26 protein-coding genes and 1 riboswitch are annotated in these 23,167 nt (G+C 63.7%); of the genes, 13 read left to right on the top strand and 13 right to left on the bottom strand.

Features of this window, described 5'->3' with window-relative positions; all coding sequences use genetic code 11:
• Positions 1-56: 56 nt before the first annotated feature.
• Positions 57-776 (top strand): YdcF family protein, encoded by a 720-nt coding sequence (locus tag NKI10_RS18060; RefSeq protein WP_023673311.1) that lies wholly within the window; start codon positions 57-59, stop codon positions 774-776.
• Between the two features lie 98 nt (positions 777-874).
• Here the strand turns inward: NKI10_RS18060 and NKI10_RS18055 are convergent, their stop codons facing one another.
• Positions 875-1,507, bottom strand: a complete 633-nt coding sequence (locus NKI10_RS18055; RefSeq protein WP_352861255.1) for a pyridoxamine 5'-phosphate oxidase family protein — start codon at positions 1,505-1,507, stop codon at positions 875-877.
• A gap of 114 nt (positions 1,508-1,621) precedes the next feature.
• Between NKI10_RS18055 and NKI10_RS18050 the strand changes: the two genes are divergently transcribed.
• Entirely contained in the window at positions 1,622-2,527 is a 906-nt protein-coding gene (locus NKI10_RS18050; protein ID WP_023743988.1) for a LysR family transcriptional regulator, read from the top strand.
• A gap of 114 nt (positions 2,528-2,641) precedes the next feature.
• The gene (locus NKI10_RS18045; RefSeq protein ID WP_023673308.1) at positions 2,642-3,451 is read left to right on the top strand and encodes a lysophospholipid acyltransferase family protein; all 810 of its coding nucleotides are present in this window, start codon (positions 2,642-2,644) and stop codon (positions 3,449-3,451) included.
• A gap of 69 nt (positions 3,452-3,520) precedes the next feature.
• Here the strand turns inward: NKI10_RS18045 and NKI10_RS18040 are convergent, their stop codons facing one another.
• The 3 genes from NKI10_RS18040 to NKI10_RS18030 all read right to left on the bottom strand — a co-directional run bounded on the left by NKI10_RS18040 (position 3,521) and on the right by NKI10_RS18030 (position 5,877).
• On the bottom strand, positions 3,521-4,147 hold the full coding sequence (locus NKI10_RS18040) for a LysE family translocator (protein WP_023673307.1): 627 nt from the start codon (positions 4,145-4,147) through the stop codon (positions 3,521-3,523).
• 83 nt (positions 4,148-4,230) lie between these two features.
• Entirely contained in the window at positions 4,231-5,178 is a 948-nt protein-coding gene (locus NKI10_RS18035) for an aldo/keto reductase (RefSeq protein WP_023673306.1), read from the bottom strand.
• A 165-nt stretch (positions 5,179-5,343) separates the two neighbouring features.
• Positions 5,344-5,877, bottom strand: a complete 534-nt coding sequence (locus NKI10_RS18030; protein WP_023673305.1) for a gamma-glutamylcyclotransferase — start codon at positions 5,875-5,877, stop codon at positions 5,344-5,346.
• A gap of 124 nt (positions 5,878-6,001) precedes the next feature.
• On the opposite strand from NKI10_RS18030, the gene NKI10_RS18025 reads away from it, so the two are divergent.
• On the top strand, positions 6,002-7,000 hold the full coding sequence (locus tag NKI10_RS18025; RefSeq protein WP_023714974.1) for a DUF2125 domain-containing protein: 999 nt from the start codon (positions 6,002-6,004) through the stop codon (positions 6,998-7,000).
• A gap of 124 nt (positions 7,001-7,124) precedes the next feature.
• Complete coding sequence (locus tag NKI10_RS18020) at positions 7,125-8,048, top strand: sugar kinase (protein WP_023673303.1); 924 nt, start codon at positions 7,125-7,127, stop codon at positions 8,046-8,048.
• 7 nt (positions 8,049-8,055) lie between these two features.
• Here the strand turns inward: NKI10_RS18020 and NKI10_RS18015 are convergent, their stop codons facing one another.
• Positions 8,056-8,979: a prephenate/arogenate dehydrogenase family protein gene (locus tag NKI10_RS18015; RefSeq protein WP_023754178.1), complete on the bottom strand. Its 924-nt coding sequence runs from the start codon at positions 8,977-8,979 to the stop codon at positions 8,056-8,058.
• Between the two features lie 4 nt (positions 8,980-8,983).
• Positions 8,984-10,093 (bottom strand): histidinol-phosphate transaminase, encoded by a 1,110-nt coding sequence (hisC, locus tag NKI10_RS18010; RefSeq protein WP_023726966.1) that lies wholly within the window; start codon positions 10,091-10,093, stop codon positions 8,984-8,986.
• A gap of 126 nt (positions 10,094-10,219) precedes the next feature.
• A riboswitch (SAM riboswitch) is annotated at positions 10,220-10,297 on the top strand.
• A gap of 60 nt (positions 10,298-10,357) precedes the next feature.
• Between hisC and metX the strand changes: the two genes are divergently transcribed.
• The gene (metX, locus tag NKI10_RS18005) at positions 10,358-11,527 is read left to right on the top strand and encodes a homoserine O-acetyltransferase MetX (protein WP_352861249.1); all 1,170 of its coding nucleotides are present in this window, start codon (positions 10,358-10,360) and stop codon (positions 11,525-11,527) included.
• Positions 11,528-11,585: 58 nt separating this feature from the next.
• Positions 11,586-12,200, top strand: coding sequence for a methionine biosynthesis protein MetW (metW, locus tag NKI10_RS18000; RefSeq protein ID WP_023673299.1), 615 nt, complete (start codon positions 11,586-11,588; stop codon positions 12,198-12,200).
• Between the two features lie 7 nt (positions 12,201-12,207).
• On the opposite strand, the gene NKI10_RS17995 is transcribed toward metW, so the two are convergent.
• Positions 12,208-12,528: a DUF1330 domain-containing protein gene (locus NKI10_RS17995; protein ID WP_023694041.1), complete on the bottom strand. Its 321-nt coding sequence runs from the start codon at positions 12,526-12,528 to the stop codon at positions 12,208-12,210.
• Positions 12,529-12,776: 248 nt separating this feature from the next.
• Between NKI10_RS17995 and NKI10_RS17990 the strand changes: the two genes are divergently transcribed.
• Entirely contained in the window at positions 12,777-13,712 is a 936-nt protein-coding gene (locus NKI10_RS17990) for a glycosyltransferase family 2 protein (protein WP_023673297.1), read from the top strand.
• Between the two features lie 51 nt (positions 13,713-13,763).
• On the opposite strand, the gene NKI10_RS17985 is transcribed toward NKI10_RS17990, so the two are convergent.
• The 3 genes from NKI10_RS17985 to NKI10_RS17975 all read right to left on the bottom strand — a co-directional run bounded on the left by NKI10_RS17985 (position 13,764) and on the right by NKI10_RS17975 (position 17,357).
• Positions 13,764-14,552, bottom strand: a complete 789-nt coding sequence (locus tag NKI10_RS17985; RefSeq protein ID WP_023714977.1) for a DUF1194 domain-containing protein — start codon at positions 14,550-14,552, stop codon at positions 13,764-13,766.
• Between the two features lie 64 nt (positions 14,553-14,616).
• Complete coding sequence (locus NKI10_RS17980) at positions 14,617-16,437, bottom strand: ABC transporter ATP-binding protein/permease (RefSeq protein ID WP_352861247.1); 1,821 nt, start codon at positions 16,435-16,437, stop codon at positions 14,617-14,619.
• A gap of 137 nt (positions 16,438-16,574) precedes the next feature.
• Positions 16,575-17,357 (bottom strand): class I SAM-dependent methyltransferase, encoded by a 783-nt coding sequence (locus NKI10_RS17975; RefSeq protein ID WP_023670688.1) that lies wholly within the window; start codon positions 17,355-17,357, stop codon positions 16,575-16,577.
• Positions 17,358-17,474: 117 nt separating this feature from the next.
• Between NKI10_RS17975 and gloB the strand changes: the two genes are divergently transcribed.
• Positions 17,475-18,242, top strand: coding sequence for a hydroxyacylglutathione hydrolase (gloB, locus tag NKI10_RS17970; RefSeq protein ID WP_352861245.1), 768 nt, complete (start codon positions 17,475-17,477; stop codon positions 18,240-18,242).
• Between the two features lie 20 nt (positions 18,243-18,262).
• Entirely contained in the window at positions 18,263-18,688 is a 426-nt protein-coding gene (locus tag NKI10_RS17965) for a cupin domain-containing protein (RefSeq protein WP_023706325.1), read from the top strand.
• Here the strand turns inward: NKI10_RS17965 and NKI10_RS17960 are convergent.
• Genes NKI10_RS17960 through NKI10_RS17950 form a run of 3 tightly spaced genes read right to left on the bottom strand, consistent with a single transcriptional unit; the run spans position 18,685 to position 21,089 of the window.
• Positions 18,685-19,359 (bottom strand): lysoplasmalogenase family protein, encoded by a 675-nt coding sequence (locus tag NKI10_RS17960; RefSeq protein ID WP_023742898.1) that lies wholly within the window; start codon positions 19,357-19,359, stop codon positions 18,685-18,687. The two genes, NKI10_RS17965 and NKI10_RS17960, sit on opposite strands and share 4 nt — an antisense overlap.
• Positions 19,356-20,243, bottom strand: coding sequence for an aromatic amino acid exporter YddG (gene yddG / locus NKI10_RS17955; RefSeq protein ID WP_352861243.1), 888 nt, complete (start codon positions 20,241-20,243; stop codon positions 19,356-19,358). Before yddG ends, NKI10_RS17960 begins: the two co-directional genes overlap by 4 nt.
• 45 nt (positions 20,244-20,288) lie before the next feature.
• Positions 20,289-21,089: a DUF3108 domain-containing protein gene (locus tag NKI10_RS17950; protein ID WP_023711708.1), complete on the bottom strand. Its 801-nt coding sequence runs from the start codon at positions 21,087-21,089 to the stop codon at positions 20,289-20,291.
• 259 nt (positions 21,090-21,348) lie between these two features.
• Between NKI10_RS17950 and rpmB the strand changes: the two genes are divergently transcribed.
• The 3 genes from rpmB (at position 21,349) to NKI10_RS17935 (ending at position 23,163) form a co-directional block, all read left to right on the top strand.
• Positions 21,349-21,645, top strand: a complete 297-nt coding sequence (gene rpmB, locus NKI10_RS17945; protein ID WP_023670682.1) for a 50S ribosomal protein L28 — start codon at positions 21,349-21,351, stop codon at positions 21,643-21,645.
• A gap of 162 nt (positions 21,646-21,807) precedes the next feature.
• The gene (locus NKI10_RS17940) at positions 21,808-22,488 is read left to right on the top strand and encodes a queuosine precursor transporter (protein WP_023711707.1); all 681 of its coding nucleotides are present in this window, start codon (positions 21,808-21,810) and stop codon (positions 22,486-22,488) included.
• A 3-nt stretch (positions 22,489-22,491) separates the two neighbouring features.
• Positions 22,492-23,163 carry a polyamine aminopropyltransferase gene (locus NKI10_RS17935; protein WP_352861241.1) on the top strand — a complete coding sequence of 224 codons (672 nt, stop codon included), beginning with the start codon at positions 22,492-22,494 and terminating at the stop codon, positions 23,161-23,163.
• Positions 23,164-23,167: the final 4 nt, after the last annotated feature.

Here is a 23,167-nt window from a genome sequence, read left to right as displayed (position 1 = left end):
TAACGCAATGTGCGCTTTTTTCCTTACCAAAAAGGCATTTCAGGATTAACCATAGGATGATGAACGCGCGGGAGTCGACCGGAACGGCTGGACAGATGCCAGTGGTGCGTTTGCGTGTGCGTACCGGGCTGGGCCGTTTGCGCACCGCCCTGCGTCTCGCCTCCCTCTGTCTACTGCTGCTGGTGGCCCTGTTTGCCGGTGGCTTCGGCTGGTTCGCCAGCAAGGTCAGCCACATGACGACCCCGACCAACCCAGCCAAGGCCGATGCGATCATCGTCTTGACCGGCGGTCAGGCCCGCCTCGACGCAGCACTCGATCTGCTTGCCTCCGGCAAGGGCGAGCGGCTGCTGATCTCAGGCGTGCATCCCTCTGCCAGCCGCCGCCAATTGCAGGCTGCTACCGGCGGCGACAAGGCGCTGTTTTCCTGCTGTGTCGACATCGACCGCGCCGCGCTCGACACGATCGGCAATGCCGAGGAAAGCGCTAAATGGGTGGAGAGCCACGCCTATGGCAGCGTCATCCTCGTCACCAACAATTACCACATGCCGCGCAGCCTGCTCGAGATGGGCCGCCTGCTGCATGGCGCCAGGCTTGAACCCTATCCGGTGGTCAACACCAATCTGGACAATGGCGACTGGCTGACCAAGCCGGAAGCGCTACGCGTGCTTCTGACCGAATACAGCAAATACCTGCTGGCGCTTGCGCGCGGCGTCGTCCCGGTCCGCCAGACTGCCGACAGCGTCGCACTGGCCGAGGTTTCGACCGCCAAGGACTAAAGCAATTCCAGGAAAAGTGTGTAGCGGTTTCCCCGGGAAAAGCACGTACGCTTTCCCTTGGGAATTGCGTCCAGACAGACGACTCTGACGGCGCTCGATTACCCCTTGGCCGTGCCGTCTTCCGCGCCACGCAGCCGCGCAATCTCCTGTTCGAGGCTTTCAATCCGCTTGTCGCGTTCGGCGAGTGCGGCCGCGACATCGGCGGCCTCGAATCGCTGCGGAATGTGTTGCGGGCAATTGCCATCCCAGGCCGAGACGGTGAACAAGATGACCTGCTCGGGGCGCGCCTTGTAGTCCTGCGGCATCAGCCTTGCCAGAAGCTCGGCATCGTCCTCGACGACGCGCGCCGTGCCCCAGATCTTGACGCGCTGGCGATGCGCATAGTCGATCAGGAACAGGAATGCCTGGTTGTTGTCGGCGAGATTCCCCTGCGTGATGAACTGCCTGTTCCCGGAGAAATCGGCAAAGCCGATGGTCTTCTCGTCCAGCACCTTGAGGAAGCCGGCTGGCCCGCCGCGATGCTGGATGTAGGGCTGACCCTCGCCATTTGCCGTCGACAGGAAGACGCTGGTCTGCGCCGCGATGAAGTCGGCGAGGTCGGGCGTCATATGGGCGCGCCATCCGCCGCGCTCCTCGGCGCTGGCATAGCCCTTGCGCGAACCTTTGCGGGTCTGGATCGCCTTGACCGTCGGCGTGAAGGCGACATCGCTGGTGAAAGTGTGAGCATTCATGGAAGCCTCCGCGAGGCCGAAACACGGCCATTGTACGCGAAGAGGTAGATCCTTCCATGTTTTGGATGTAGATGGCATAGTTGCAAGCTATCCTTCCAATTTCCGGAAGAAAGTATGGATCGTCTCGAAGCCATGTCGCTGTTCGTCGCCGCGGTGGAAGCGGGCAGCCTTTCCGCTGCCGGCCGCCATTTCGGCATTCCACTGGCAACGGTCAGCCGCAAGGTTTCCGACCTCGAAAAGCACCTTCAGGCGCGCCTGCTGAACCGTTCGACCCGGCAGCTCACGCTGACCGATGCCGGCCAGGCCTATCTCGCCGCCTGCCGCCGCATCCTCGGCGAGGTCGGCGAAGCCGAACGCACCGCTGCCGGCGAATACAGCACGCCGACCGGCGACCTGTTCATCACCGCGCCGGTCGTTTTTGGTCGCCTGCACGTGCTGCCTGTCGTCACCGAATTCCTGGCGGCTTATCCTCAAGTCAACATTCGCCTGACGCTGGCTGACCGGATAACCCAACTGGCGGAGGAACATCTCGACCTTGCCATCCGCATCGGCGAGCTTGCGCCTTCGAGCCTCATTGCCATCCGCGTCGGCGCGATCCGTCGCGTCGTGTGCGCCAGCCCCGCCTATATCGCCGCGCATGGCATGCCGCGGACGCCGGACGATCTGGCCGCGCATGAATGCATCAGTTTCGAAGGGCCTGCAGCGCTCGCCAGCTGGAGCTTTGCCGGCGACAAGGGCGAACTGATCGTGCCGATCCACTCACGGCTGCGCGTCAACACGGCGGAAGCTGCAATCGATGCCGCGATTGCAGGCGCCGGGATGACGCGGGTGCTCTCCTACCAGATCGCGGACGCAGTACGTTCCGGCGTGCTCGTCCCGGTCTTGCGACCCTTCGAGCCGCAGCCGTGGCCGGTGAGCCTCGTCCATGCCGGCCAAGGCCTGCTGGCGGTGAAACTCAGGGCGTTCCTCGATTTCGCCCCTCCGCGGCTGAAGCAGCGGCTATTGCAGGCGACGTGGTGAGTTGAGACTGGCTTGAGTCAGTGGCGAGCCGGCCTATGTCAGGCCATGCGGCGTTTCCTTTTTGCCCGCGCTTGGTGTAACCAACGCACACCTCCTCAACGGGCCCTTCCCCGCATGCTCTATATCCGCTCGCTGGCGTTCAACTTCGTCTTCTATGTCAATCTGATCGTCCAGATGGTCCTCTGGACCCCTTACTACTTCCTCTCGCCACGCCATCGCGCCTGGTTCGTGCCGAAATTCTGGTCGCGCACCAGCCTGTGGCTCTACGACAAGATCGCCGGCACCAGGAGCGACATCACCGGCGTCGAGAACCTGCCGGAGGGCTCTTTCATCCTGGCGCCGAAACACCAGTCGTTTTGGGACGCGATCGCGTTCTTTCCGTTCCTCCACGACCCGCTTTACATCCTCAAGCGCGAGCTGACCTGGATCCCCTTCTTCGGCTGGTACATCCTCAAGATGCGCATGATCCCGGTTCACCGCGGCAGCCGCTCCAAGGCGCTGAAGCAGGTCGTTGCCTCGACGAAGCAGGAGATGGGGCGCAATCCGCGCCAGTTGATTATCTACCCCGAAGGCACGCGCCGAGCGCCGGGCGACGAGCCGGCTTACAAATACGGCATTGTCGAGCTCTATACGCAGCTTGGCGTCCCGGTGGTGCCGGTCGCCCATGTCGCCGGCCTCTACTGGCCTCGCCGCAAATTCTTGCGCTTTCCCGGCACCATCAAGGCCCGCTTCCTGCCGCCGATTCCGCCCGGGCTCGGCAAGGACGAATTCATGGACCGGCTGATCGGCGATACGGAAGCCGCCTGCGACCAGCTGCTGATCGAGGCATCGCAGGCTCCTAACCCGCCGCAAATGCCGCCGACGGCGGTCAAGCGGCTGGCCGAACTCGCCGCGGCCGCCAAAGCAATTCCAGGAAAAGTGTGAGCGGTTTTTTCCGTCCTGAATTGCGCCAAAACAAAAAAGACCAAAGCTTGATCTCTTCTGCGGGCCGGCTCAAGGCCACGCCGCCAGCGCCGTGGTCAGCACCAGCGTCGCCGCGAAGGCCAGATTGATGATCCGCGACGCCAGCGGCTGGCGCAGGGTGCGGGCGAAGGCCGCGCCGGCCAGCAGCCACAGCACATGGATGGCTACGATCATCAGGGTGAGAACCGCCAGCCTGGCCGGGATGCCGAGAGCATCGGCGCCGGCTGCGGTCGCGGAGCCAGCAAGGACCGCAGCAATCGCCACATAGGCTTTCGGGTTGGCAACGGCGAGCAGTAAGCCGCCGAGGAAGGTCGGCAGAACCGCGCTGCTGTCACGCGCGGCCAGCGGCGGCGCTGTCGCTATTCTGTAGGCGAGGTAGAGAATATAGGCGGCGGAAGCGACCGCCAGCACTGGCGCTACGCCCGGCATCGAGGTGAGGATAGCCTTGATGCCGGTGGCCACTACCAGCAGCACCGCGACCGTGCCTAAAATCATCCCCGATGTGTAGTGAAGCGAATTGCGCAGGCCGAAGGCGGCCCCTATCGCCGTGACGCTGATCGTCGCCGGGCCAGGACTGCCCATGACGACGGTTGCCGCCAGCACCAGCGCCAGCAATTGCTGCCAGGGCTGCGCCTGCGAAAGAATGTCTGCGGCCATGCTGCCTCTTCTCCACAATAATGGAGAACAGTGTGGCAAGGCGGACAGCCGTCGTCTTGAACGATCGTGCCGAACCTGCGCGGCTAGGCGCTGGCCTTGTCCAGCGCCACGAGATCCTCCGCGCTGAGCTTCAGCGATGCGGCGCGCACCAGGCTGTCGACCTGATCCAGCGTCGTGGCGCTGGCGATCGGCGCGGTGATGCCGGGCTGCGCCATCACCCAGGCGAGTGCTACTTCCGCCTGCTTGGCCGAATGGCGCGCCGCCACAGTGTCGAGTGCGGCCAGAATGCGCATGCCGCGCGCATTGAGATAAGCCTTCACGCCGCCGCCGCGTTCACTTTTGCCGAGATCGGCCTCGCTACGGTATTTGCCGCTCAAAAACCCCTTGGCGAGACTGAAATAGGTGATGACGCCGATATCCTCGGCCACGCACAGATCATGCAGCGGCCCGTCGAAGGATGAGCGGTCGTAGAGATTGTATTCCGGCTGCAGCACGCTGTAGCGCGGCAGCCCGCGCAGGCTGGCAACATCGAGCGCGGCGCGCAGCTGGCCGGCGTCAAGATTCGAGGCGCCGATATGGCGGACCTTGCCGGCAGCGAGCAGCTTCTGGTAGGCGCCGAGCGTCTCCTCATAAGGGGTTGTCGGGTCCGGCCAATGCGAGAGATAAAGGTCGATCACATCGGTCTGCAGTCGCTTGAGCGACGCCTCGACTGCCCTTTCGATATGGGCAGCGGACAGATCCTTCTTGCCTTGTCCCATATCCGAGCCGACTTTGGTGATGACGATGATCTTGTCACGGTTGCCGCGGCTTTTCATCCATTTGCCGATGATGGTCTCGGACTCGCCGCCCGCGTGGCCGGGCACCCAGCGCGAATAGGCATCGGCGGTATCGATAGCGTTGAGGCCGGCGTCGCCGAACCGGTCGAGCAGGTCGAAGGAGGTCTTCTCGTCCGCGGTCCAGCCGAAGACATTGCCGCCCAGGACCAGCGGCGCGATGGAAAGGTCGGTTTGACCGAGACGGCGTTTTTGCAAGACGGGGCTCCGTGGGGCTGGCGGCGGGCGACCCGAATGCTTCGGGCCGCAGCTAAGCTAGGTCTCGCCGCGCCGAGGTCAAAGGCCTCAGCCAATTTTTCCAGCGGGCCAGCGCTTCACAAAGGCGCGAGAGCTTCGCCTGCAGGCTCGCCGTGGTCTACTGGCTCACGAGGCGATCCGCTTCGCCACCTCTTCCAGCCAGTGGTCGCTGATACCCAGCGCCGCGAGATGCTGCAGCGTGTTGAGCACATAGTCCTCGTTGTTTCCGGACTGGCCGACGGCGCCACGGATAACACCTGCCGCATGCGCGGGGTCGAGCCCGCCGGCATACTGCTCATGCTGGCGGTCGACGATATAGGCGACCGCTTTCACTCTCTCTCCCGCGGCCGCCCCATTCCCGTCGAGGCTGATATCGAGCACACGCTCGAGGTAGACGCTGGTCACCAATTCGCGCTCGCGCAGATAGGTCAGCACCTCATCGCGCAGCTCGCCGGGCACGCGAAAGGCCAGCCCGATGCAGGAGCCGCCACGGTCGAGGCCTAGCACCAGGCCCGGCCGCTGGCGCGTGCCGCGATGCACGAAGGAATAGACGCACAGCGACCGGCGGTAGCCGTAAAGCCGCGCGCGCCGTGTCTCGACATGGGCGAATCCCGGTCGCCAGATCAGCGAGCCGTAGCCAAAAACCCAAAAATCGCCCATATCGCCAAGCCTGATTGCACGAGAGTGACGCCGCCGCATCGGAATCGGTGCTCTTCTGTTCTTTTTGCTTGTTGCGTAAGCCACAGTCCACCCGCAACACGCCCGCGTTAATGAAAGCCGCAGCATGACGTCAAGTGACGAGCGTCCGTCGAAGTTTCGCCACCGGCTGATGTGGCTCGCTGCCTTGGTCGTTATGCTGTTCGGCGCCTACAGCGCGGTCTGGTTCTATGTCGCCGGTCGCGTCAGCAGCGAAGCCGACAAGGCGGTGGCCTCGCTCAAGGACAAAGGCATCGAGGCCGGCTGCGCCAACCTCACCGTCAGCGGCTACCCCCTGCGTTTTGCCATCTCCTGTGACAATCTGGCTTACGAGGACGACGCCAGAAACGTTGCCGCCTCGGCAGGCAGCTTCAACTTCGTTGCAGAGCTCATCCGGCCTTTGTCGCCTGCCGCCGAGTTGCGTGGGCCGCTGCGCACCTCGGTGCCGGGGATGGCGCCGCTATGGATCGACTGGGACAATCTGCAGGCCAATGCCAAGCTCTCCTGGCCCCTGCCCCGGAGCATTTCGCTGCAGGCGGAGAGCTTGTCCGGCCAGACGGATCCGGCCGACGACACTGATCCGGTTTCACTGTTCAGCGCCGGAACCGCGGCGGGCGAGTTGCGACCCGACGGCCAGGACATCGGCTACGTCGGCAGCTTCACCGATCTTGAGATCGACGCCGACGCGATCGGCGGGCGCGTGCTGCCGCCGCTCGACGGCAGCGGCGACGCGACGCTGAAGAACGGCGTCGCGCTGATGAAGACGCAGGCCAGGAGCCTGCGCGGCCAGGCGGTCGACATCCACAAGCTCGATCTGTCGTCGGGAGCCGCGCGCATCACCGTCTCCGGCCCGGTGTCGGTCGACGCCAACGGCCAGGTCAATGCCGACCTGACGATCAAGCTGCAGGATCCCAAAGCCGTGGCGGCAATCCTCGCCACCGCAATCCCCGAGCAGAAGAGCCAGATCGAGCAAGGCTTTGCCGGTCTGGCGCTGCTCGGCAACGAACCGTCAATGCCGCTCAAGGTGGTGAAGGGCAAGGTCTCGCTCGGCTTCATTCCGCTGGGCAAGATCAAGCCGCTCGATTAGAGCAATTCCAGGAAAAGTGTGAGCGGTTTTCCGTCCGGAATTGCGTTAAAACAAAGAGATAGAGCATGATCGCAAAAAGCGGGAACGGCTATTGGGGAGAGATCATGCTCGAGCAAGCCGACGCATGAACCGACCGGTGAAACTGCTGAGCGTTGGCGCGCTGACGCTGGATACCATCCTGCGCGTCGAAACCCTGCCCACGCATCAGGGCAAGTTCATCGCCTCGGACGGCATCCAGATCGCCTCGGGCATGGCGACAAGTGCTGCCTGCGCCGCCCGCCGTCTCGGCGCCGAGGTGTTCCTGTGGGCAAGTGCAGGTGGCGATGCCGTCGGCGACCAATTGCTGGCCGGCATCGAGGCCGAGGGCGTCGATTGCGGCTTTGTCCGCCGCGTCGAAGGCGCCCGCTCGGCGCTGGCCGCGATCCTGGTCGACGCTCATGGCGAGCGCATCATCGTGCCCTTCTACGACCCAAAGGCGCAGGCCGACCCCGAGGCGGTGCCTGTCGCCGATCTTTCCGGCTTCGATGCCGTGCTGGTCGATGTGCGCTGGCCGGGCGCCGCCGCTCTTGCCTTGACCGCCGCGCGCGACGCCGGTTGCCCGGCAATCCTCGACGCCGACACGGCGCCGGTTGAGGTGCTGGAGCGCCTGCTGCCGCTGGCATCGCACATCGTCGCTTCGGAGACGGCGGCACGCATCGTCTGCGGCCATGCGCTGGACCCCGAAACCGCCTGTGCCGACCTCGCCAGCCGCACCGATGCCTTCGTGGCGGTGACCGGCGGCGCCGCGGGAAGCTGGTGGCATGACCGGTCCGCCGGATGCGTGCGCCACATCGCGGCGCCGAAGATCAAGGCGGTTGACACGCTTGCCGCCGGCGACGTCTTCCACGGCGCCTTTGCTGTCGCGTTGGCGGAAACCATGCCGATCGAGCAGGCGTTGCGCTTTGCCAGCGCGGCGGCCGCGCTCAAATGCCAGCGCTTCGGCGGCCGGCTGGGGGCGCCAAACAGGGACGAGGCAATGGCCATGGTCGCGGCGACCTGGCCCGTCTGAAACAGATTTAACTTTTCACCGCCTGCCGGCCGAAATCCGGCACGTCGATATCCTGGCCGGCCTCGATGATCGAACGGCGAACGGCCCGGGTGCGGGTGAACAGGTCGAACAGCTTGTCGCCGTCGCCCCAGCGGATCGCCCGCTGCAGCGAGGCGAGGTCCTCCGAAAAGCGCGCCAGCATTTCCAGGATGGCATCCTTGTTGTGCAGGCACACGTCGCGCCACATGGTCGGGTCGGAGGCGGCCAGACGGGTGAAGTCGCGGAAACCGGAAGCCGAATATTTGATCACTTCCGACTTGGTCACCGATTCCAGATCGTCGGCCGTGCCGACGATGTTGTAGGCAATGATGTGCGGAAGATGCGAAACGATGGCCAGCGTCATGTCATGATGCTGCGGGTCCATCGAGTCGATGTTGGAGCCGCAGCGCCGCCAGAATTCCGACAGCTTTTCCAGCGCGGCCGGATCGGTTCCCGGCAGCGGCGTGAAGATGCACCAGCGGTTTTCGAACAGGTCGGCGAAACCCGCATCCGGGCCCGATTTCTCCGTACCTGCCAGCGGGTGCCCCGGAATAAAGTGCACGCCGTCCGGTACATAGGGCTGCATTTGCGCAATGACGGAGGCCTTGGTCGAACCGACATCGGTGAGGATGGCGCCCTTTTTCAGCCCCGGCGCGATCTCTTGCGCCACCTCGCCCGACGATCCCACAGGCACCGAGACGATGATCAGGTCGGCGTCGCGGACCGCTTCCCTGGCGCCGGTGGTGTAGCTCTCGCCAAGACCGAGCTCCTTCGCCCGCGCCAGCGTGGCCGGGCTGCGCGTCGCGATGGCGACATGGCGGGCCAGGCCCTCGCGGCGGATAACGCGGGCCAGCGACGAGCCGATCAGGCCGATGCCGACCAGCGCGATCTTTTCAAACATCGGTGATGTCATTGTTTCAGCTTTTCAGGAACGTCGTGAGGGCGTCGATAACGCCGCGATTGGCTTCTTCGGTGCCGACGCTCATGCGCAGCGCATTGGGAAAGCCATAGCCGGTAACGCGCCGCAATATATAGCCGCGCTGGGTGAGGTAGTCGTCCGCCGCCTCAGCCGAATGCTTCTTGTCGTCGGGAAAGTGGATGAGGACGAAATTGCCGACGCTGGGCGTCACCCTGAGCCCAAGCTTCGTCAGCTCTTCATTCAGCCAGGTAAGCCAGGTCTCGTTGTGCAACGAACTGCGCTCGACATGGGCGCGGTCGCGGATGGCGGCAATGCCGGCCTCGATCGCTGTTGCGTTAACGTTGAAAGGGCCGCGGATACGGTTGATGGCATCGACGATGTGCAGTGGGCCATACATCCAGCCGATGCGCGCGCCGCCAAGGCCGAGCTTGGAGAAGGTGCGGGTCATGACCACATTCTGTGCGCTGCCCGCCAGCTCGATGCCGGCCTCGTAGTCATTGCGCCTGACATATTCGGCATAGGCCGCGTCGAGCACCAGAAGCACGTTGCCCGGGAGCGTGGAATGCAGGCGGCGGACCTCCTGGAACGGCAGATAGGTGCCGGTCGGATTGTTGGGATTGGCGAGGAAGATGATTTTGGTCCGCGGCGTCACCGCGGCCAGGATCGCGTCGACGTCGGCGCGCTCCTCGGTTTCCTTCACAGCAACCGGCTTGGCCCCCGCCGACTGAATGTAGATCTTGTAGACCATGAAGGCATGTTCGGTAAAAATCGCCTCATCGCCTGGCGCCAGATAGGTCTGCGCCAGCAGGCCCAAAATCTCGTCGGAACCGTTGGAGCAGATGATGTTTGCCGGGTTGAGGCCATGCACCTCGGCGATCGCCTCGCGCAGCCGGCGGGCGGTGCCGTCGGGATAGACATCGAGCTTGCCAGCCACTTCGCGCGCGGCCTCGATCGCCTTCGGCGACGGGCCGAGCGGGTTCTCGTTCGACGACAATTTATGGACCTTGGCAACGCCGGCCGGTGCCGTGCTCTTGCCCGGCACATAGGCGTCGATGTCCATAATGCCCGCGCGGGGCGTCGGCCGTGCCTTGTCCGCTGTCTTGTCCATGTCGCAAATCCATCGAGAATGCCTCCGTCCGGAGGCCGCAGCGGAAATACAAGCCGTAGCCGCGAATGTCGAGAGGCGGGCAATAGCTGGCCGTTGACGCCGGGCCGCACGAGTTCTAGAAGAACGCAACAGTTCCGTGGTGATTTGGCCGGTCGGCTTGCAGCCACGTTAAACAACTCGCTAAAGGGCCGTTTGCGTGACGTAACCGGCTTTGCGATCGCATTGCCGGTTTTTTATTGCCTGACGGCGGGCAAGGAGAGTCACATGGCCGCGCTCCGCGCTACAAAAACCAACAACGAGGCCGACAACCCGTCGAGCCCTGTGTTGCGTTTTGGCCCTGACAAGCCGCTGAAGCTCGACGCCGGCACGCTTTTGTCGCCGTTCCAGATCGCCTACCAGACATATGGCGCCCTCAACGATGCCCGCACCAACGCCATCCTGGTCTGCCACGCGCTGACCGGCGACCAGCATGTCGCCAGCACCAATCCGGTGACCGGCAAGCCCGGCTGGTGGGAAGTGCTGATCGGTCCCGGCAAGATCATCGACACCAACCGCTTCTTCGTCATCTGCTCCAACGTCATCGGCGGGTGCCTCGGCTCCACCGGTCCGGCCTCGACCAATCCCGCCACCGGCAAGCCCTACGGCCTCGACCTGCCAATCATCACCATCCGCGACATGGTGCGGGCGCAATTGATGCTGGTCGACCATTTCGGCATCGAAAAGCTGTTTTGCGTGCTCGGCGGCTCGATGGGCGGCATGCAGGTGCTGGAATGGGCATCGTGCTATTCCGAGCGCGTCTTCTCGGCCCTGCCGATCGCCACAGGCGCACGCCATTCCTCGCAGAACATCGCCTTCCACGAGGTCGGCCGGCAGGCCGTCATGGCCGATCCGGACTGGCATGGCGGCAAATATTTCGAGCACGGCAAGCGCCCGGAAAAGGGGCTCGCCGTGGCGCGCATGGCCGCCCACATCACCTATCTGTCGGAAGCCGCCCTGCATCGGAAATTCGGCCGCAATCTGCAGGACCGCGAAGCGCTGACCTTCGGTTTCGACGCCGACTTCCAGATCGAAAGCTATCTGCGCCACCAGGGCATGACATTCGTCGACCGCTTCGACGCCAACTCCTACCTCTACATGACCCGTTCGATGGATTATTTCGACCTCGCCGCCGATCATGGCGGCCGGTTGGCCGACGCGTTTGCCGGCACCAAGACCCGCTTCTGCCTGGTGTCCTTCACCTCGGACTGGCTGTTCCCGACCGAGGAGAGCCGCTCGATCGTGCATGCGCTCAACGCCGCCGGCGCATCGGTCTCCTTCGTCGAGATCGACACCGACCGCGGCCATGATGCCTTCCTGCTCGACGAACCCGAACTGTTTGCCGCCATCAAGGGCTTCATCGGCTCGGCCGCGCGGGCGAGAGGGCTCCGCGCATGACCCCGAAAAGTTGCAGACTTTTCGGACAGGGATCATGCGCCAGGCAAGGGGCGAAGCCATGAGCGTCAATGGCAGCCAGCGCGTCGACCTCGAAGTCGTGGCCAACCTGATACCGCCGCAGTCGCGGGTGCTCGATGTCGGCTCCGGCGACGGCCTGCTGCTCGAACTCCTGCAGGAGACCAAGCAGGTCGACGGCCGCGGGCTGGAGCTGTCACAACGCGGCGTCAATGAATGCGTGGCGCGCGGTCTCTCGGTCATCCAGGGCGATGCCGATACCGACCTCGAATTCTATCCGGACAAGGGTTTTGACTTCGTCGTCCTGTCTCAGACGCTGCAGGCGACCCGCAACCCGAAGCTGGTGCTCGACGAGCTGCTGCGAATCGGCAACCGCGCCATCGTCTCCTTCCCCAATTTCGGCCACTGGCGGGTGCGGCTGTCGCTGTTCGTCAATGGCCGGATGCCGGTGACCGCGGACCTGCCCTATTCCTGGTACGACACGCCCAACATCCATTTCTGCACCATCCGCGACTTCGTCAATCTGGTCGAGGAACTCGGCGCTTCGGTCGAGAAAGCCACCGCGCTCGACGGCAACGGCCAGAAGATCGGCCTGTCGATGCCATGGTGGTTCTGGAATTTCTTCGGCCAGCAAGCGGTGTTCTTGCTGAAGCGGTAGTTTGCCCCTATTCCAGCACGTCCGTCGCCTTGTGCGGGTGCTGAACGCCATCGGCGATGATCACATCGGCGTGGGAGTTGTCGGTGCGCAAGGCCAGAATCTCGCGATACGCTGATGAATCGTACCAGCCCCACGCATGCGCCCTGTCCGGAAACTCGATGACGATCAGATGCCCGGGCCATTCGTTTTCGACCACGTCCATGTCGCCGCCGTGGACAAGGAAGCGGCCGCCGAACGGCTCCAATGTGGCGTCGATCCTCTGCAGATACTCGACAATCTGCGGGCCCATTGTGACTTGACGCATATGGGCGACGGCGTAGGCGGCCATGGCTGAACTCCCTGTGAGATCGAAGCCCGACGACCGGCTTCGTTGGCGCAATCTGCAGACATGATGGCCATCGGTCGATTACGTCTGGGGTAATCGGCCGGCTTACCGGCGTCCTGGCTCAACAGTTTGTGATGACATTGCCGCTGGTTTTTTGTAGCGTCGAATCGAATGCCATCCCGGGGTGAGGCTTGGACGGCGACCACCAAAACCTCCGGCCTCCAGGCATTTCGGGGCACAATCGAAGCAACATGTCCAAGGCAACCGACCTCGCTCCGCTGATCTCGGTGATCACACCGACGCACAATCGCCGCAGCAAGGTGGTGCGCGCCGTGGAGAGCGTGCTGGCGCAGAATTTTCCCCGGTTCGAACACATTGTCGTCGATGACGGCTCGACCGACGGTACGGCAGCCGCACTTGCCGAAATCCGCGATCCACGGCTGATCTATGTTGGCTCGAAATGGCGCGGCGCCAATGCCGCCCGCAATGCCGGCATCGAGCGGGCGCAGGCGCCGGTGGTGACATTCCTCGATTCCGACGACGTCTATTTGCCGGATCGCCTGGCGCGGACGCTGGAGCAGTTCGACAACAATCCCTCGCTCGAAGTGCTGATCAGTTCCTTCGTGTCGCTGAAGGGCAATCGCCGCACCAACTGCGTCAACCGCGAGGCGCTGCTGAGCCGCGACTCGCTGGAGCGGGCCCTTGTCGCGCAGACCATCTTCATTGCCGGGTCGGCAATCACCGCCCGGCGCGAGTCGCTGCTGGCCATCGGCGGCTACGACAGTGACGTCACGCGCATGCAGGATCGCGAATTGTTGCTGCGCTTTGCCCGTCGCAGCGGCGCGCAGCTGTCCGAAGTGATCGACTGGAAAAAGTACAACTCGGAGAATTCGATCTCCGGTCGCCGGGACGGCTATGTCGAAGCCTATGCGAGCTTGATCGACAAGCACCCCTATATCGCCGACCGCTACCCCTACATTCCGCCTTACATGATCGCCCGGCAGCTCATCGCCGATGCACTCAAGGGCAGGGTTTCGCAGGCGTTCTCCGGCTATATGGCCAACCGGTCGTCGAAGGCGCTTGGCTATTCGCTGCCGCAGCTGTTGCGTGGCTATGTCGGCGGCCGGCGCTGGCGCCGCGATCTCTATGCCGAATTTCGCGACAAATACGGTGCACGGCCGGCCTGAAGTTTGCCGACAAGCCGCGCAGCGGCTTTCCCCTCCGAACTGCCTCAAACCTCATTTGTCGAGTTCCGGCAGATATGGGTCGGAATATAGCCGCCGGTCGCGTTCGCCCTGCAGGCAGTCCATGGGTGCCGCGGCATCGATCGGGACCACGGTCGCATCGGCGATGCCGCTCACCTCCAGGATCAACTTGCGGCGTATGGCGGTGGCGAATTCCGAGGCCGCATAGATCGGCAACACGAAGGAGCCGGGCCCACCGGTGACGCAGTCGTCATAATACTGGTCGAGATGGCTGAAGGTCGGCGACGGGCTGATCAGGATCGGCAGGCCGTTGATGACGATGCCCTTGGCCACCGCCGCATCGCGTGTCGTGGCGACGGGCAGCCCGGTGTTGTTGGGACCGTCGCCGGAAATGTCGATGACGCTGCGTGGCGCATCGAACCCCGTGCCCTCGAACAGCCCGGCGCCGAAGGCAAGCGCACCGGAAATCGAGGTGCCGCGAAAGCTGCGGAACGGCCGCGCTTCTATTCTGTCGGCGAAGGCGTTGGCGCTCTCTGCGCTGTCGATCACCTGCCAGGCGATGACGCCATCCTCGCGCACGACGCCCGCCCATTCGAAATAGGCAAGCGCGATGCGCCCGGTGGTTCCCGAGCGCACGGCCTTGATGAAATCGGGATGCCTGAGCGCCTCGACATAGCCAGCGCGCTGCAGTGCGAACTCCCTCTCGTCCATCGACTGCGAGATATCGACGGCCAGCACCAGTTCGACATCCACGGCAACGGCCGGGGCAGCCACGGGCGTGGTGCAGGCAAGGCAGGCAAGCAGGCTGAGCGCATCGAGCATGGCCGCACCACGGATGTTTCGACCCGTGAATCTTCGCCGCGATCGCGGCGAAATAAAGCCCCTTCTACTTCTTTCGCCGCACGGCCGCTTTCGGCGGCGGGTCGATGGCGCCGGTCCTGACTCGGGCGGGTTTCAGTGGCGCAGCACCCGTATCCTTCACGATGTTCAATGCGCGTGGAAAGAAATGACCATTGTGCAGTCCGCGCCCGATGTTGAGGATCGCGGTTTCAGGCAGGCGTTTCTCCAGCATGGACAGTACCCTTCGCAGCGAAGGACCATCGAACGCGTCCATCGCTTCGTCGATGATCACCCATTTCGGCTCCCGCAAGGCGAGCCTGGCGAAGGCCAGCGAGCGTTGTTCGTCATCGTTGAGTTCACGCTCCCACCGTGCGGAACGGTCGAGCGAGGATGACAGCCGCTCGAGCCCGACCTCGGCCAGCACCGCCCCAAAATCAGCATCGCCAGCCGGCGCCGAGCCATTCGGATGCAGCACTTCGCGTAACGTGCCGGCAGGAAAATACGGAACACGCGGCACGAAAATCGGCGTTTCTCCGGCCGGCAAGCCGATCCGCCCGCTGCCCCAGGGCCAAAGGCCGGCAATGGCGCGGAAGAACAATGTCTTGCCGGCGCCTGGGTCGCCGGTGATCATGACGCGCTCACCGGGATGGATCTCGACATGGCTGTCTGAAAGTTTGGTGCAGCCCTCCGGCGAGGCCACTTGGAGCTTCTCGAAGGTCAGGCTGCCATTGGCGTTGTCGCCGAATTCGATGCGCTTTTCCTTGTCGTGCAGCACATCGGTTTCATCGAGCGCAATGCGGAAGTCGGCAACGCGCATCAGCGTGGCGCGCCAGTCTGCGATGCCGCCGATATTGTTGATGAACCAGCGCAGCGACGAGTGCACCTGGTTGAAGGCGCCGACCGCCATCATCAACCCGCCAAAGCTGATGTCGCCTGAAAAATAGACCGGCGATGCCACTAGGATCGGCGCCACCACGGTGATCCAGCCATAGGTATCGGTCACCCAGGAAAGGTTGATCTGCGCTTTGTAGATGTTTCGCATCGCGCCCAGCACCGTGCCAAGGTCGATTTCGAGCCGTCTCTTGGCATCGGCTTCGCCGTGATAGAGCGCGATGGCGTCGACATTCTCGTTGACGCGCACCATCGAGGAGCGCAGTTCGGCCTCGCGGGTGTAGCGGTCGCTGTTGAGGCGGATCAGCGGCCGCCCGACCAGCCAGCTCAGCCAGGAGGCGATGCCGGCATAGAGGAACGCGGCCCAGACCATGTAGCCCGGTATCGCCAGCGACCAGCCGTTGATGTGGAAGACGAAGCCCGACGAGAGTTGCCAAAGCACGCCGACGAACGACACCAGCAGGATGAAGGATTGCAGCAGGCCGACGCCGAGGTCCGTCGACAGATCGGACAGATGCGCAGCATCCTGCTGCATGCGCTGGTCGGGATTGACGCCGATGGCGCCGGCATTGGCGAGCCGGAAGGCCCGCGCCGGCCGCATCCATTGGTCGATCAGGTCGAGCGTCAGCGCCTCGCGCAGCTTCAGCCGGATCATCTGGTTGAGCCAGGTCTGAGCGATGTTGAGCAGCAGCAGCGTGCCGGCAATCACGGCAAAGATCATCAGCTGATGCAGGAAGGCCGCCATGTCGCGACGCGCCAGCGCATCGTAGAAAGGCTGGTTCCAGCGGTTGAGCAGAACCTGGCCGATCGACGTCGCGACGATGACCGCCATAATGCCGACCGACGTCCAGACCAGCCACTTGCGCACCGGTGAGCCTATCAGCGCCCGTTTTATCGTCGCCACCTGATCGCGCAGGCTGCTGGCTTCGACGGTTACCGGCTGAGCGGTGGCGGACTTGTCCGGTTGATCAGCCATGCACGAGGTCCTTGCGTTCAGAAGCGTTGCTGAAACCAGATGGAGAGACTTGAAGGCATCCGCCGCTCAAACGGACCGCGAATGCATCTGCGACAGATAGGTGGGAAAAACCCACGCAACACCAGTTTTCATGATGATCACGAAGGTGTCACCTGACGCGTCGTCGATGTCACCCCTTCCGCCCGGCGGCCAAGCCGCGTCGCACCGTGCGGTGACAGTACCGGCACGAAGACACGGCGCGAGGCGCGCTGCGCGACCGGCACGCCCTGATAGAGCCGCTTCTGCGCCTCGACCACGATGACGCCGGAAAAGATCGGCCAGAACCGCCGGCCAGCGCGCTCCAGCACATTGTGGAACCGCATCATGAAGCGCCGCGGCGATGGCGGGAAGAACAGCGCGTCGGACCAGGAAGCCGGTGTGAAATTCGCCTCGCGCAGCAATTCTGTCAGCTGGCCGCGCGAGAACGGCCGGCCATTGCCGAACGGCGTGTGCTCGAACCGCGCCCAGACACCGCGCCGGTTGGGCACGACGATGACGACGCGCCCTGCCGGCGACAGCACCCGCCAGATCTCGTTCAGCGTCTCGCGCGGGTTTTCGACATGTTCGAGCGAATGCACGAGCAGCATGCGGTCGATGCAGGAATCGACCAGCGGCAATTCCTCGTCGAAGACCAGCGCCGTAGCCGTCGGCCCGTTCGCCGGCCAGACGACGGCGCCTTGCGTAGCAGGCATGAAGGCAAACACCCGCTCGGCATCGGTGCCGAACCGCTCCAGCCACGGCAAGGTATAGCCGAGCCCGACCAGCCGCTCATTGGGCACTGTTGCCCATATTGAGGACAGCGCCATGGTGATCGAGCGTTCAGCCAGGCGGCCGAGCGTGGTCGAATAGAAGGAGCGGAGATCGACGATATCGGAATGCATGCGCGGGACGGTAGCTGCGATGCCGCCCAAGTTCAACAAAGCCGGCACGTTCTGCAAAGCTAGATGACATCAGCGGCCAAGCGCCCTATGTCTGCGCCAACAGATGGAGAGATGCCAATGCCCGTCGAAATCGAACAGTTCATGTGCCGCAGCGACAATTTCGGCGTGCTGGTGCATGACCCGAAAAGGGGCGAGACCGCCATTATCGACGCACCCGAAGAAGCGCCGATCATTGCCGCTATCGAGCGTACCGGCTGGAAGCCGACGATGATCCTGACCACCCACCACCATGTCGACCATGTCGAGGCCAATCTGGCGCTGAAGGAGCGCTTCAAGCTGCGCATCGTCGGACCGGAGGCGGAAAAGGAAAAGATCCCCGGCATCGACGAGACCGTCGGGCAAGGCTCGGTCGTCCATCTCGGCGGTGAGCGGATCGATGTCATCGCCACGCCCGGCCACACTGCGGGCCATGTCTCCTATCATTTTCCGGCCTCGAAAGTGGCGTTCACCGCCGACACTTTGTTCGCGCTCGGCTGCGGCCGGCTGTTCGAATGCAAGCCGCCGGTGATGTATGAGTCGCTGAAGAAGCTCGCCGCACTCCCGGCCGACACGGTCATCTATTGCGGCCATGAGTATACGCTTTCGAACGCCCGCTTTGCGTTGACCGTCGACCCGACCAATTCGGCGCTGAAAGAACGCGCCGCCAAGATCGAGACCCTGCGCGCCGACAACAAGGCGACGCTGCCGACCACGATCGGCGAGGAATTGTCGACCAATCCGTTCCTGCGCTGGCACGACCCGGCGATCCGCAAGCATCTCGGTATGGAGGCGGCCTCCGACGCCGAAGTGTTCGCGGAAATCCGCAAGCGCAAGGACAATTTCTGAGCATCATTCCGGGATCAGCCATGACCAGCGCCGCTGAAATCATCGCCACGCTCGGCCTCAAGCCGCATCCGGAAGGCGGCTGGTATGCCGAGACCTTTCGCGACGGCGCCGGGCGCGGCCATTCGACGGCGATCTATTTCCTCCTTGAACAGGACCAGATTTCGGCCTGGCACCGGGTCAAGGACGCGGCCGAGGTCTGGCACTTCCATGCCGGAGCGCCGCTGGCGCTGTCGATGTGCGAGGAAGGTAGTCCAATGCTTAACCAGGTGATCGAGCAGGTGCTCGGCATTGAGCTTGCGGCGGGCGAGCGGCCGCAGATCGTCGTGCCGGCCGGCTGGTGGCAATCGGCGCGCAGCCTCGGCGAATGGACGTTGGTCGGCTGCACCGTGGCGCCGGGCTTCGACTTCGCCGCGTTTGAAATGGCCGAGCCGGGCTGGCAGCCTTAGGCCAGAAGAAAACCAAGAGTTATGCAGAGCTGGGCGGCATAGTAGAGCACCCAGACCGCATAACGGATGCCGGCGCGATAGGGTGCTATTGCCGGAACCAGGAATTTCTCCGCGGCAAGCAGCCCGTCCGATGCCATGAACATAACAGCGCCGCCGATGACCCACGGATTGGCGAGCGTCAACGCCGAGATGCCCATCGCCAGAATGGCCGCGATATAGATGGCGATCGGCACCCGCAGGCCGGGACTGACACGGCGCCAGAGCGCCGCCAGCATGACGACTGCGAAGGCCGCCATGGCAAGCGCGATGGCGCCGCGCCATGTCTCGGTGCTGAGCACATCCAGCCCGCCGCCGCCGAGCAGGAAGAGCGGCACATAGAGGACATGCGCCGCAAGGAAGCTGGCCAGCCCGCCGAGGAAGGCCTTTTCGCCGTCACGCGACAGGAAGGCATCGCCGACGGCGCTGAGCGCCAGCGCAGAGACGAGCAACAGCGGCCCACCTTGCATGAAGGCCAGCGCCGCAAGCATGGCCACGGCCAGCGTCTTTGCCGCCGAGCGGGCCAGCGTCGGCCGCATGTCCAGGGTGAAGGCGTAGATCACCGCCGCCACCAGCGAAAAAATCAATGTTGCATTTGCGTTGGCGTCGATGCCGCCGGCAAACGGCATCGTCATGCGCTTGCCCCGCCAGTTGCCGCCTTGCGCAGGAACAACGATTTCGCCGCCAGCGCCGCGCCGCCGGTGATCAGTACGCAGGCCGCCAGGATACGCAGCGACGGCTCGGCAACGCCCGCCGCGATCAGCACCAATGTCGACAGCAGTGGCGCCGCATAGCTTGCCGCGCCGAGCACCTGGATGTTGCCTCGTTTGACGCCGATATCCCAGGCGTAGAAGGCGGCACCCACCGGCATCAACCCCAAACCAACCACCGCCAGCCACTGGCCGGGGCCATCGGGCAGCACCGTCTTTTCCAGCAGAAGATGGCAGATGAGGGACAGGGCTGCCGTGGCGGCGCAGAACCAGGTGACGATTGAGGTCGGCACCGCCGGAAAGCGCCGCGACAGCAGCGAATAGGACGACCACAGCAGCGCACAGACGGCCGCCATCGCATAGCCGAAGGTGTAGCGAGCATCGAAGGCGAGGCCGCCACCCTTGGTGACGATCAGCACGGTCCCGGCGAGCCCGAGCAGCGCGCCGACGACATGGTTCCAGGCCAGCTTCTCGCCCGGCATCAGCGCTGATCCCAGCACGATCAGCAGCGGCCACAGATAGACGATCAGGCTTGCCTCCACCGCCGGCGCGTTGCGCAGCGCGGTGAAATAGAAGAAATGGTAGCCGAACAGTCCGGCAATGCCGATCACCCAGACCTGGCGTGGGATCTTCAGGCTTTTATCGGTCGCCGGCATGAACAGCCGGGCAACCAGCCCGACCGCGGTGCCGATGGTGAAGGTGATGGCCGAGAGCAAGAATGGCGGCACGGCGCCCGACGCATCGGTGAGCAACGCCAGCAGCGCCCACATGGCGACCGCCGAGAAACCGATCAGTGTTGCGCGCCCCATGCCCGTCTCCGGCGACTCGCCCCATTTCTATTCGGGTGGGCGCGTCTATTCAGTAGCTTCGAACCGCCCCGCGCTGACAGTCAAGGTGCCGATCTGCGTCCCGACCGTGGCGTGGATCGGCGCATATATGCCGGTTTGGCCGAGCGGTGCAAACGTCACCATCATCTGGCTCTTCTTCTTCAGGTAATTCAGCGCCTTGCGGCCCTTGCGGTAGCCTGCCACCGGCTCGAAGCTCATCTTGCAGGTAACGGTGTCGCCCTTGTAGCCCTTGACCGAGATCGATCCTTTCGAGGCGTAGGTCAGCGTCAGGTCGGCGCGCATCTCGCCGTCATAGAATTTCACCTTGCGCCCGCAGACCTGGTCGAGGCTGTCGGCATGGATAACGGTAGCCGCCATGGGATCGAGCACAGATGCCAGATCGTTGCTGCCCAGCGGTATCCAGTTTTTGGGATTGCGCTTTTTCGGTTCGGGAATGACCTGGGTGGCGGTCACCGCGCCATTGGCAAAGCGGATATCGACCATGGAAGCCTTCTTACCGGACTTATAATCGGCGCGAAATACCTGCGGCTGCATCTGCTTGCCCAGAATCTTGCCCTTTGACGAGATCGTGCCGCTCGTGTCGTCGAACAAGGTGGCGAGACCCGCGCTGGAGACGGTGCCGTCTATGGAATAGCTATCGCCTTCGTAGTGGCTGGAAAATGTCGCCTTGGCCACGGAAAGGCCGAGGAACGACACCGTGTATTCGCCCTTGAAGGACTGTGCGGTGGCTGCGGGCGCGGCGGCAAGGGTTGATGTTGGCAAGGCGGCGACAAGTATGGCGACAACGGCATGTGACGGGCGAAGCATGGCGGGCTCGGTCCTTGATTTTTTTAACCGGAGGCGGGCGACTCCGGCTTGAGATGTCCCTGTCCGACCGCTTATAGGCTGAATTCCGGCCTTTATGTGAAACGCTCGTCACAGTCGTGGGCAAGCCGGAGCTTGACGCATTGGCGAAATGCAACTATGGAACGCCAACTTTTCCATAAGGCCGCCTGACTGAAACCGCGCGCCACCCGGCGCGGGCGAACAAGGTTTGGCAGGCTAGACAGAACTGAAGGTTAGAACCATGTCCCGCACCTGCGAACTCACTGCCAAGGCAGTCCAGACCGGCAACAATGTGAGCCACGCCAACAACAAGACCAAGCGCCGCTTCCTGCCGAACCTCGTCAATGTGACGCTGATTTCGGAAGCGCTGAACCAGAATGTGCGCCTGCGCATTTCGGCCAACGCGCTGCGTTCGGTCGAGCATCGCGGCGGCCTCGACGCCTTCCTGGCCAAGGCCGACGCCAAGGAATTGTCGCAGCGCGCGCGGCTGCTGAAGAAGCAGATCGCCAAGAAGCTGGCCGACCAGCCCGCCGCTTAACGATATCAAGGCGGGGGACGACCGCCCTGAGCATCGGAGCAATCCGATGCTCAAAACTTCTAAGGCAGCAGCATCGGAGCAATCCGATGCTCAAAACTTGCAAGGCAGCGCGATCCGGATTTCGGCTAGCGCCTGGCTGGTTCCATTACCCAGGATAAAAAAATGACTTCCTTCTCGCGATATCTGCCCTTTGTGGCCGCCATGGCGCTTGTCGTCGTGGTATCGAACATCCTCGTGCAGTTCCCGATGCAGGGTCAGGCCGGCGGTCTGTCGCTGGCCGACATCCTGACCTGGGGCGCCTTCACCTATCCCTTCTCCTTCCTGGTCACCGACCTTGCCAACCGCCGCTACGGCCCGACGGTGGCGCGCCGCATCGTCTTTGTCGGCTTCATGACCGCGGTGGTCTGCTCGATTCTCGTCCCGCCCTTCCTGTTTCGCCACGGCCTGATCGAGTTCGAGACATCAGCCGACCGGCTGGTGCGCATCGCCGCAGCTTCCGGCGCGGCCTTCCTTTGCGCGCAATTGCTCGACGTCACCGTGTTCAACCGGTTGCGCCGGCAGAGCTGGTGGCGCGCGCCGATCGTCGGCACGCTGGTCGGCTCGGTGTTCGACACCCTGGTGTTCTTCAGCATCGCCTTTTCGGCCGCCTTCGCTTTTGCCGGCCCGAACGACAGTTTTGCGCTGGAGACGGCGCCGCTGATGGGCGTGCTGCCGGTCGAGACCATGCGCTGGGTCTCCTGGGCGCTGGGCGACCTTTCGGTGAAGCTGATCATCGCTGTTGTGGCCCTGATCCCCTACCGGCTGCTCGCCGCCCACTGGAGCCAGCCGGCCGTGGCTGTCTAGGCCGTGATCCCTTGGGTCCAGCTCGGCTCGGCCAAAACGCCTGACGGCGGACAGGAACTGCGCCTCAAGCAGCGCGGCAGCGAATTCTCGATCATGCTCGGCACCAATGAGCTGATGAACAGCCGCCTCAGCGGCTCCGAAGAAGCGCTGGCCAAGCTCTCCTGTGAAAAGGTCGGCGGCCGCGCCCAACCGAAAATCCTGATCGGCGGCCTCGGCATGGGTTTTACGCTGCGCGCTGCGCTTGCCCAATTGGGCGCCGACGCAGGCATCACCGTTGCCGAGCTTGTCCCCGCCGTCATCGCCTGGGCGCGCGGCCCCATGGAGGCGGTCTTCGCCGGCTGTCTCGACGATCCCCGTGTGACGGTTCGCGAAGCCGACGTCGGGCACATCATAAGATCCGACAAGGCAGCCTGGGACGCCATCCTGCTCGATGTCGACAATGGCCCCGAAGGCATCGTCTACAAGGGCAACGACGCGCTCTATGGCGCTGCCGGGCTCGGCGCGGCGCGTGCAGCGCTCAGGCCCGGGGGCGTGCTGGCTGTTTGGTCGCAAGGCCCCGATGCCGGCTTCACACTTAGGCTCAAGCAGGCGGGCTTTGTCGTGGACGAGGTGAAGACGCGCGCCAATGGCAAGCGCGGCGCGCGCCACGTCATCTGGATCGCCACCAAGCCTTAGGGCT

Source organism: Mesorhizobium sp. M0802, from assembly GCF_040320115.1.
Taxonomy (GTDB): Bacteria; Pseudomonadota; Alphaproteobacteria; order Rhizobiales; family Rhizobiaceae; genus Mesorhizobium.
This window is presented reverse-complemented; position numbering and strand designations above follow the sequence as displayed.

Excerpts from the sequence above, each read along its gene's own strand:
- NKI10_RS17940 (WP_023711707.1), top strand. The coding sequence starts at position 21,808 with ATGACTTCCTTCTCGCGATATCTGCCCTTTGTGGCCGCCATGGCGCTT.
- NKI10_RS18055 (WP_352861255.1), bottom strand. The coding sequence starts at position 1,507 with ATGAATGCTCACACTTTCACCAGCGATGTCGCCTTCACGCCGACGGTC.
- gloB (WP_352861245.1), top strand. The coding sequence starts at position 17,475 with ATGCCCGTCGAAATCGAACAGTTCATGTGCCGCAGCGACAATTTCGGC.
- NKI10_RS18030 (WP_023673305.1), bottom strand. The coding sequence starts at position 5,877 with ATGGGCGATTTTTGGGTTTTTGGCTACGGCTCGCTGATCTGGCGACCG.
- NKI10_RS17995 (WP_023694041.1), bottom strand. The coding sequence starts at position 12,528 with ATGGCCGCCTACGCCGTCGCCCATATGCGTCAAGTCACAATGGGCCCG.
- NKI10_RS17960 (WP_023742898.1), bottom strand. The coding sequence starts at position 19,359 with ATGACGATGCCGTTTGCCGGCGGCATCGACGCCAACGCAAATGCAACA.
- metX (WP_352861249.1), top strand. The coding sequence starts at position 10,358 with ATGGCCGCGCTCCGCGCTACAAAAACCAACAACGAGGCCGACAACCCG.
- metW (WP_023673299.1), top strand. The coding sequence starts at position 11,586 with ATGAGCGTCAATGGCAGCCAGCGCGTCGACCTCGAAGTCGTGGCCAAC.
- NKI10_RS18015 (WP_023754178.1), bottom strand. The coding sequence starts at position 8,979 with ATGACATCACCGATGTTTGAAAAGATCGCGCTGGTCGGCATCGGCCTG.
- NKI10_RS18020 (WP_023673303.1), top strand. The coding sequence starts at position 7,125 with ATGAACCGACCGGTGAAACTGCTGAGCGTTGGCGCGCTGACGCTGGAT.
- NKI10_RS17980 (WP_352861247.1), bottom strand. The coding sequence starts at position 16,437 with ATGGCTGATCAACCGGACAAGTCCGCCACCGCTCAGCCGGTAACCGTC.
- NKI10_RS17990 (WP_023673297.1), top strand. The coding sequence starts at position 12,777 with ATGTCCAAGGCAACCGACCTCGCTCCGCTGATCTCGGTGATCACACCG.
- rpmB (WP_023670682.1), top strand. The coding sequence starts at position 21,349 with ATGTCCCGCACCTGCGAACTCACTGCCAAGGCAGTCCAGACCGGCAAC.
- NKI10_RS18025 (WP_023714974.1), top strand. The coding sequence starts at position 6,002 with ATGACGTCAAGTGACGAGCGTCCGTCGAAGTTTCGCCACCGGCTGATG.
- NKI10_RS17975 (WP_023670688.1), bottom strand. The coding sequence starts at position 17,357 with ATGCATTCCGATATCGTCGATCTCCGCTCCTTCTATTCGACCACGCTC.
- NKI10_RS18045 (WP_023673308.1), top strand. The coding sequence starts at position 2,642 with ATGCTCTATATCCGCTCGCTGGCGTTCAACTTCGTCTTCTATGTCAAT.
- NKI10_RS17965 (WP_023706325.1), top strand. The coding sequence starts at position 18,263 with ATGACCAGCGCCGCTGAAATCATCGCCACGCTCGGCCTCAAGCCGCAT.
- NKI10_RS17985 (WP_023714977.1), bottom strand. The coding sequence starts at position 14,552 with ATGCTCGATGCGCTCAGCCTGCTTGCCTGCCTTGCCTGCACCACGCCC.
- NKI10_RS18050 (WP_023743988.1), top strand. The coding sequence starts at position 1,622 with ATGGATCGTCTCGAAGCCATGTCGCTGTTCGTCGCCGCGGTGGAAGCG.
- NKI10_RS18040 (WP_023673307.1), bottom strand. The coding sequence starts at position 4,147 with ATGGCCGCAGACATTCTTTCGCAGGCGCAGCCCTGGCAGCAATTGCTG.
- NKI10_RS17950 (WP_023711708.1), bottom strand. The coding sequence starts at position 21,089 with ATGCTTCGCCCGTCACATGCCGTTGTCGCCATACTTGTCGCCGCCTTG.
- NKI10_RS18060 (WP_023673311.1), top strand. The coding sequence starts at position 57 with ATGATGAACGCGCGGGAGTCGACCGGAACGGCTGGACAGATGCCAGTG.
- hisC (WP_023726966.1), bottom strand. The coding sequence starts at position 10,093 with ATGGACAAGACAGCGGACAAGGCACGGCCGACGCCCCGCGCGGGCATT.
- yddG (WP_352861243.1), bottom strand. The coding sequence starts at position 20,243 with ATGGGGCGCGCAACACTGATCGGTTTCTCGGCGGTCGCCATGTGGGCG.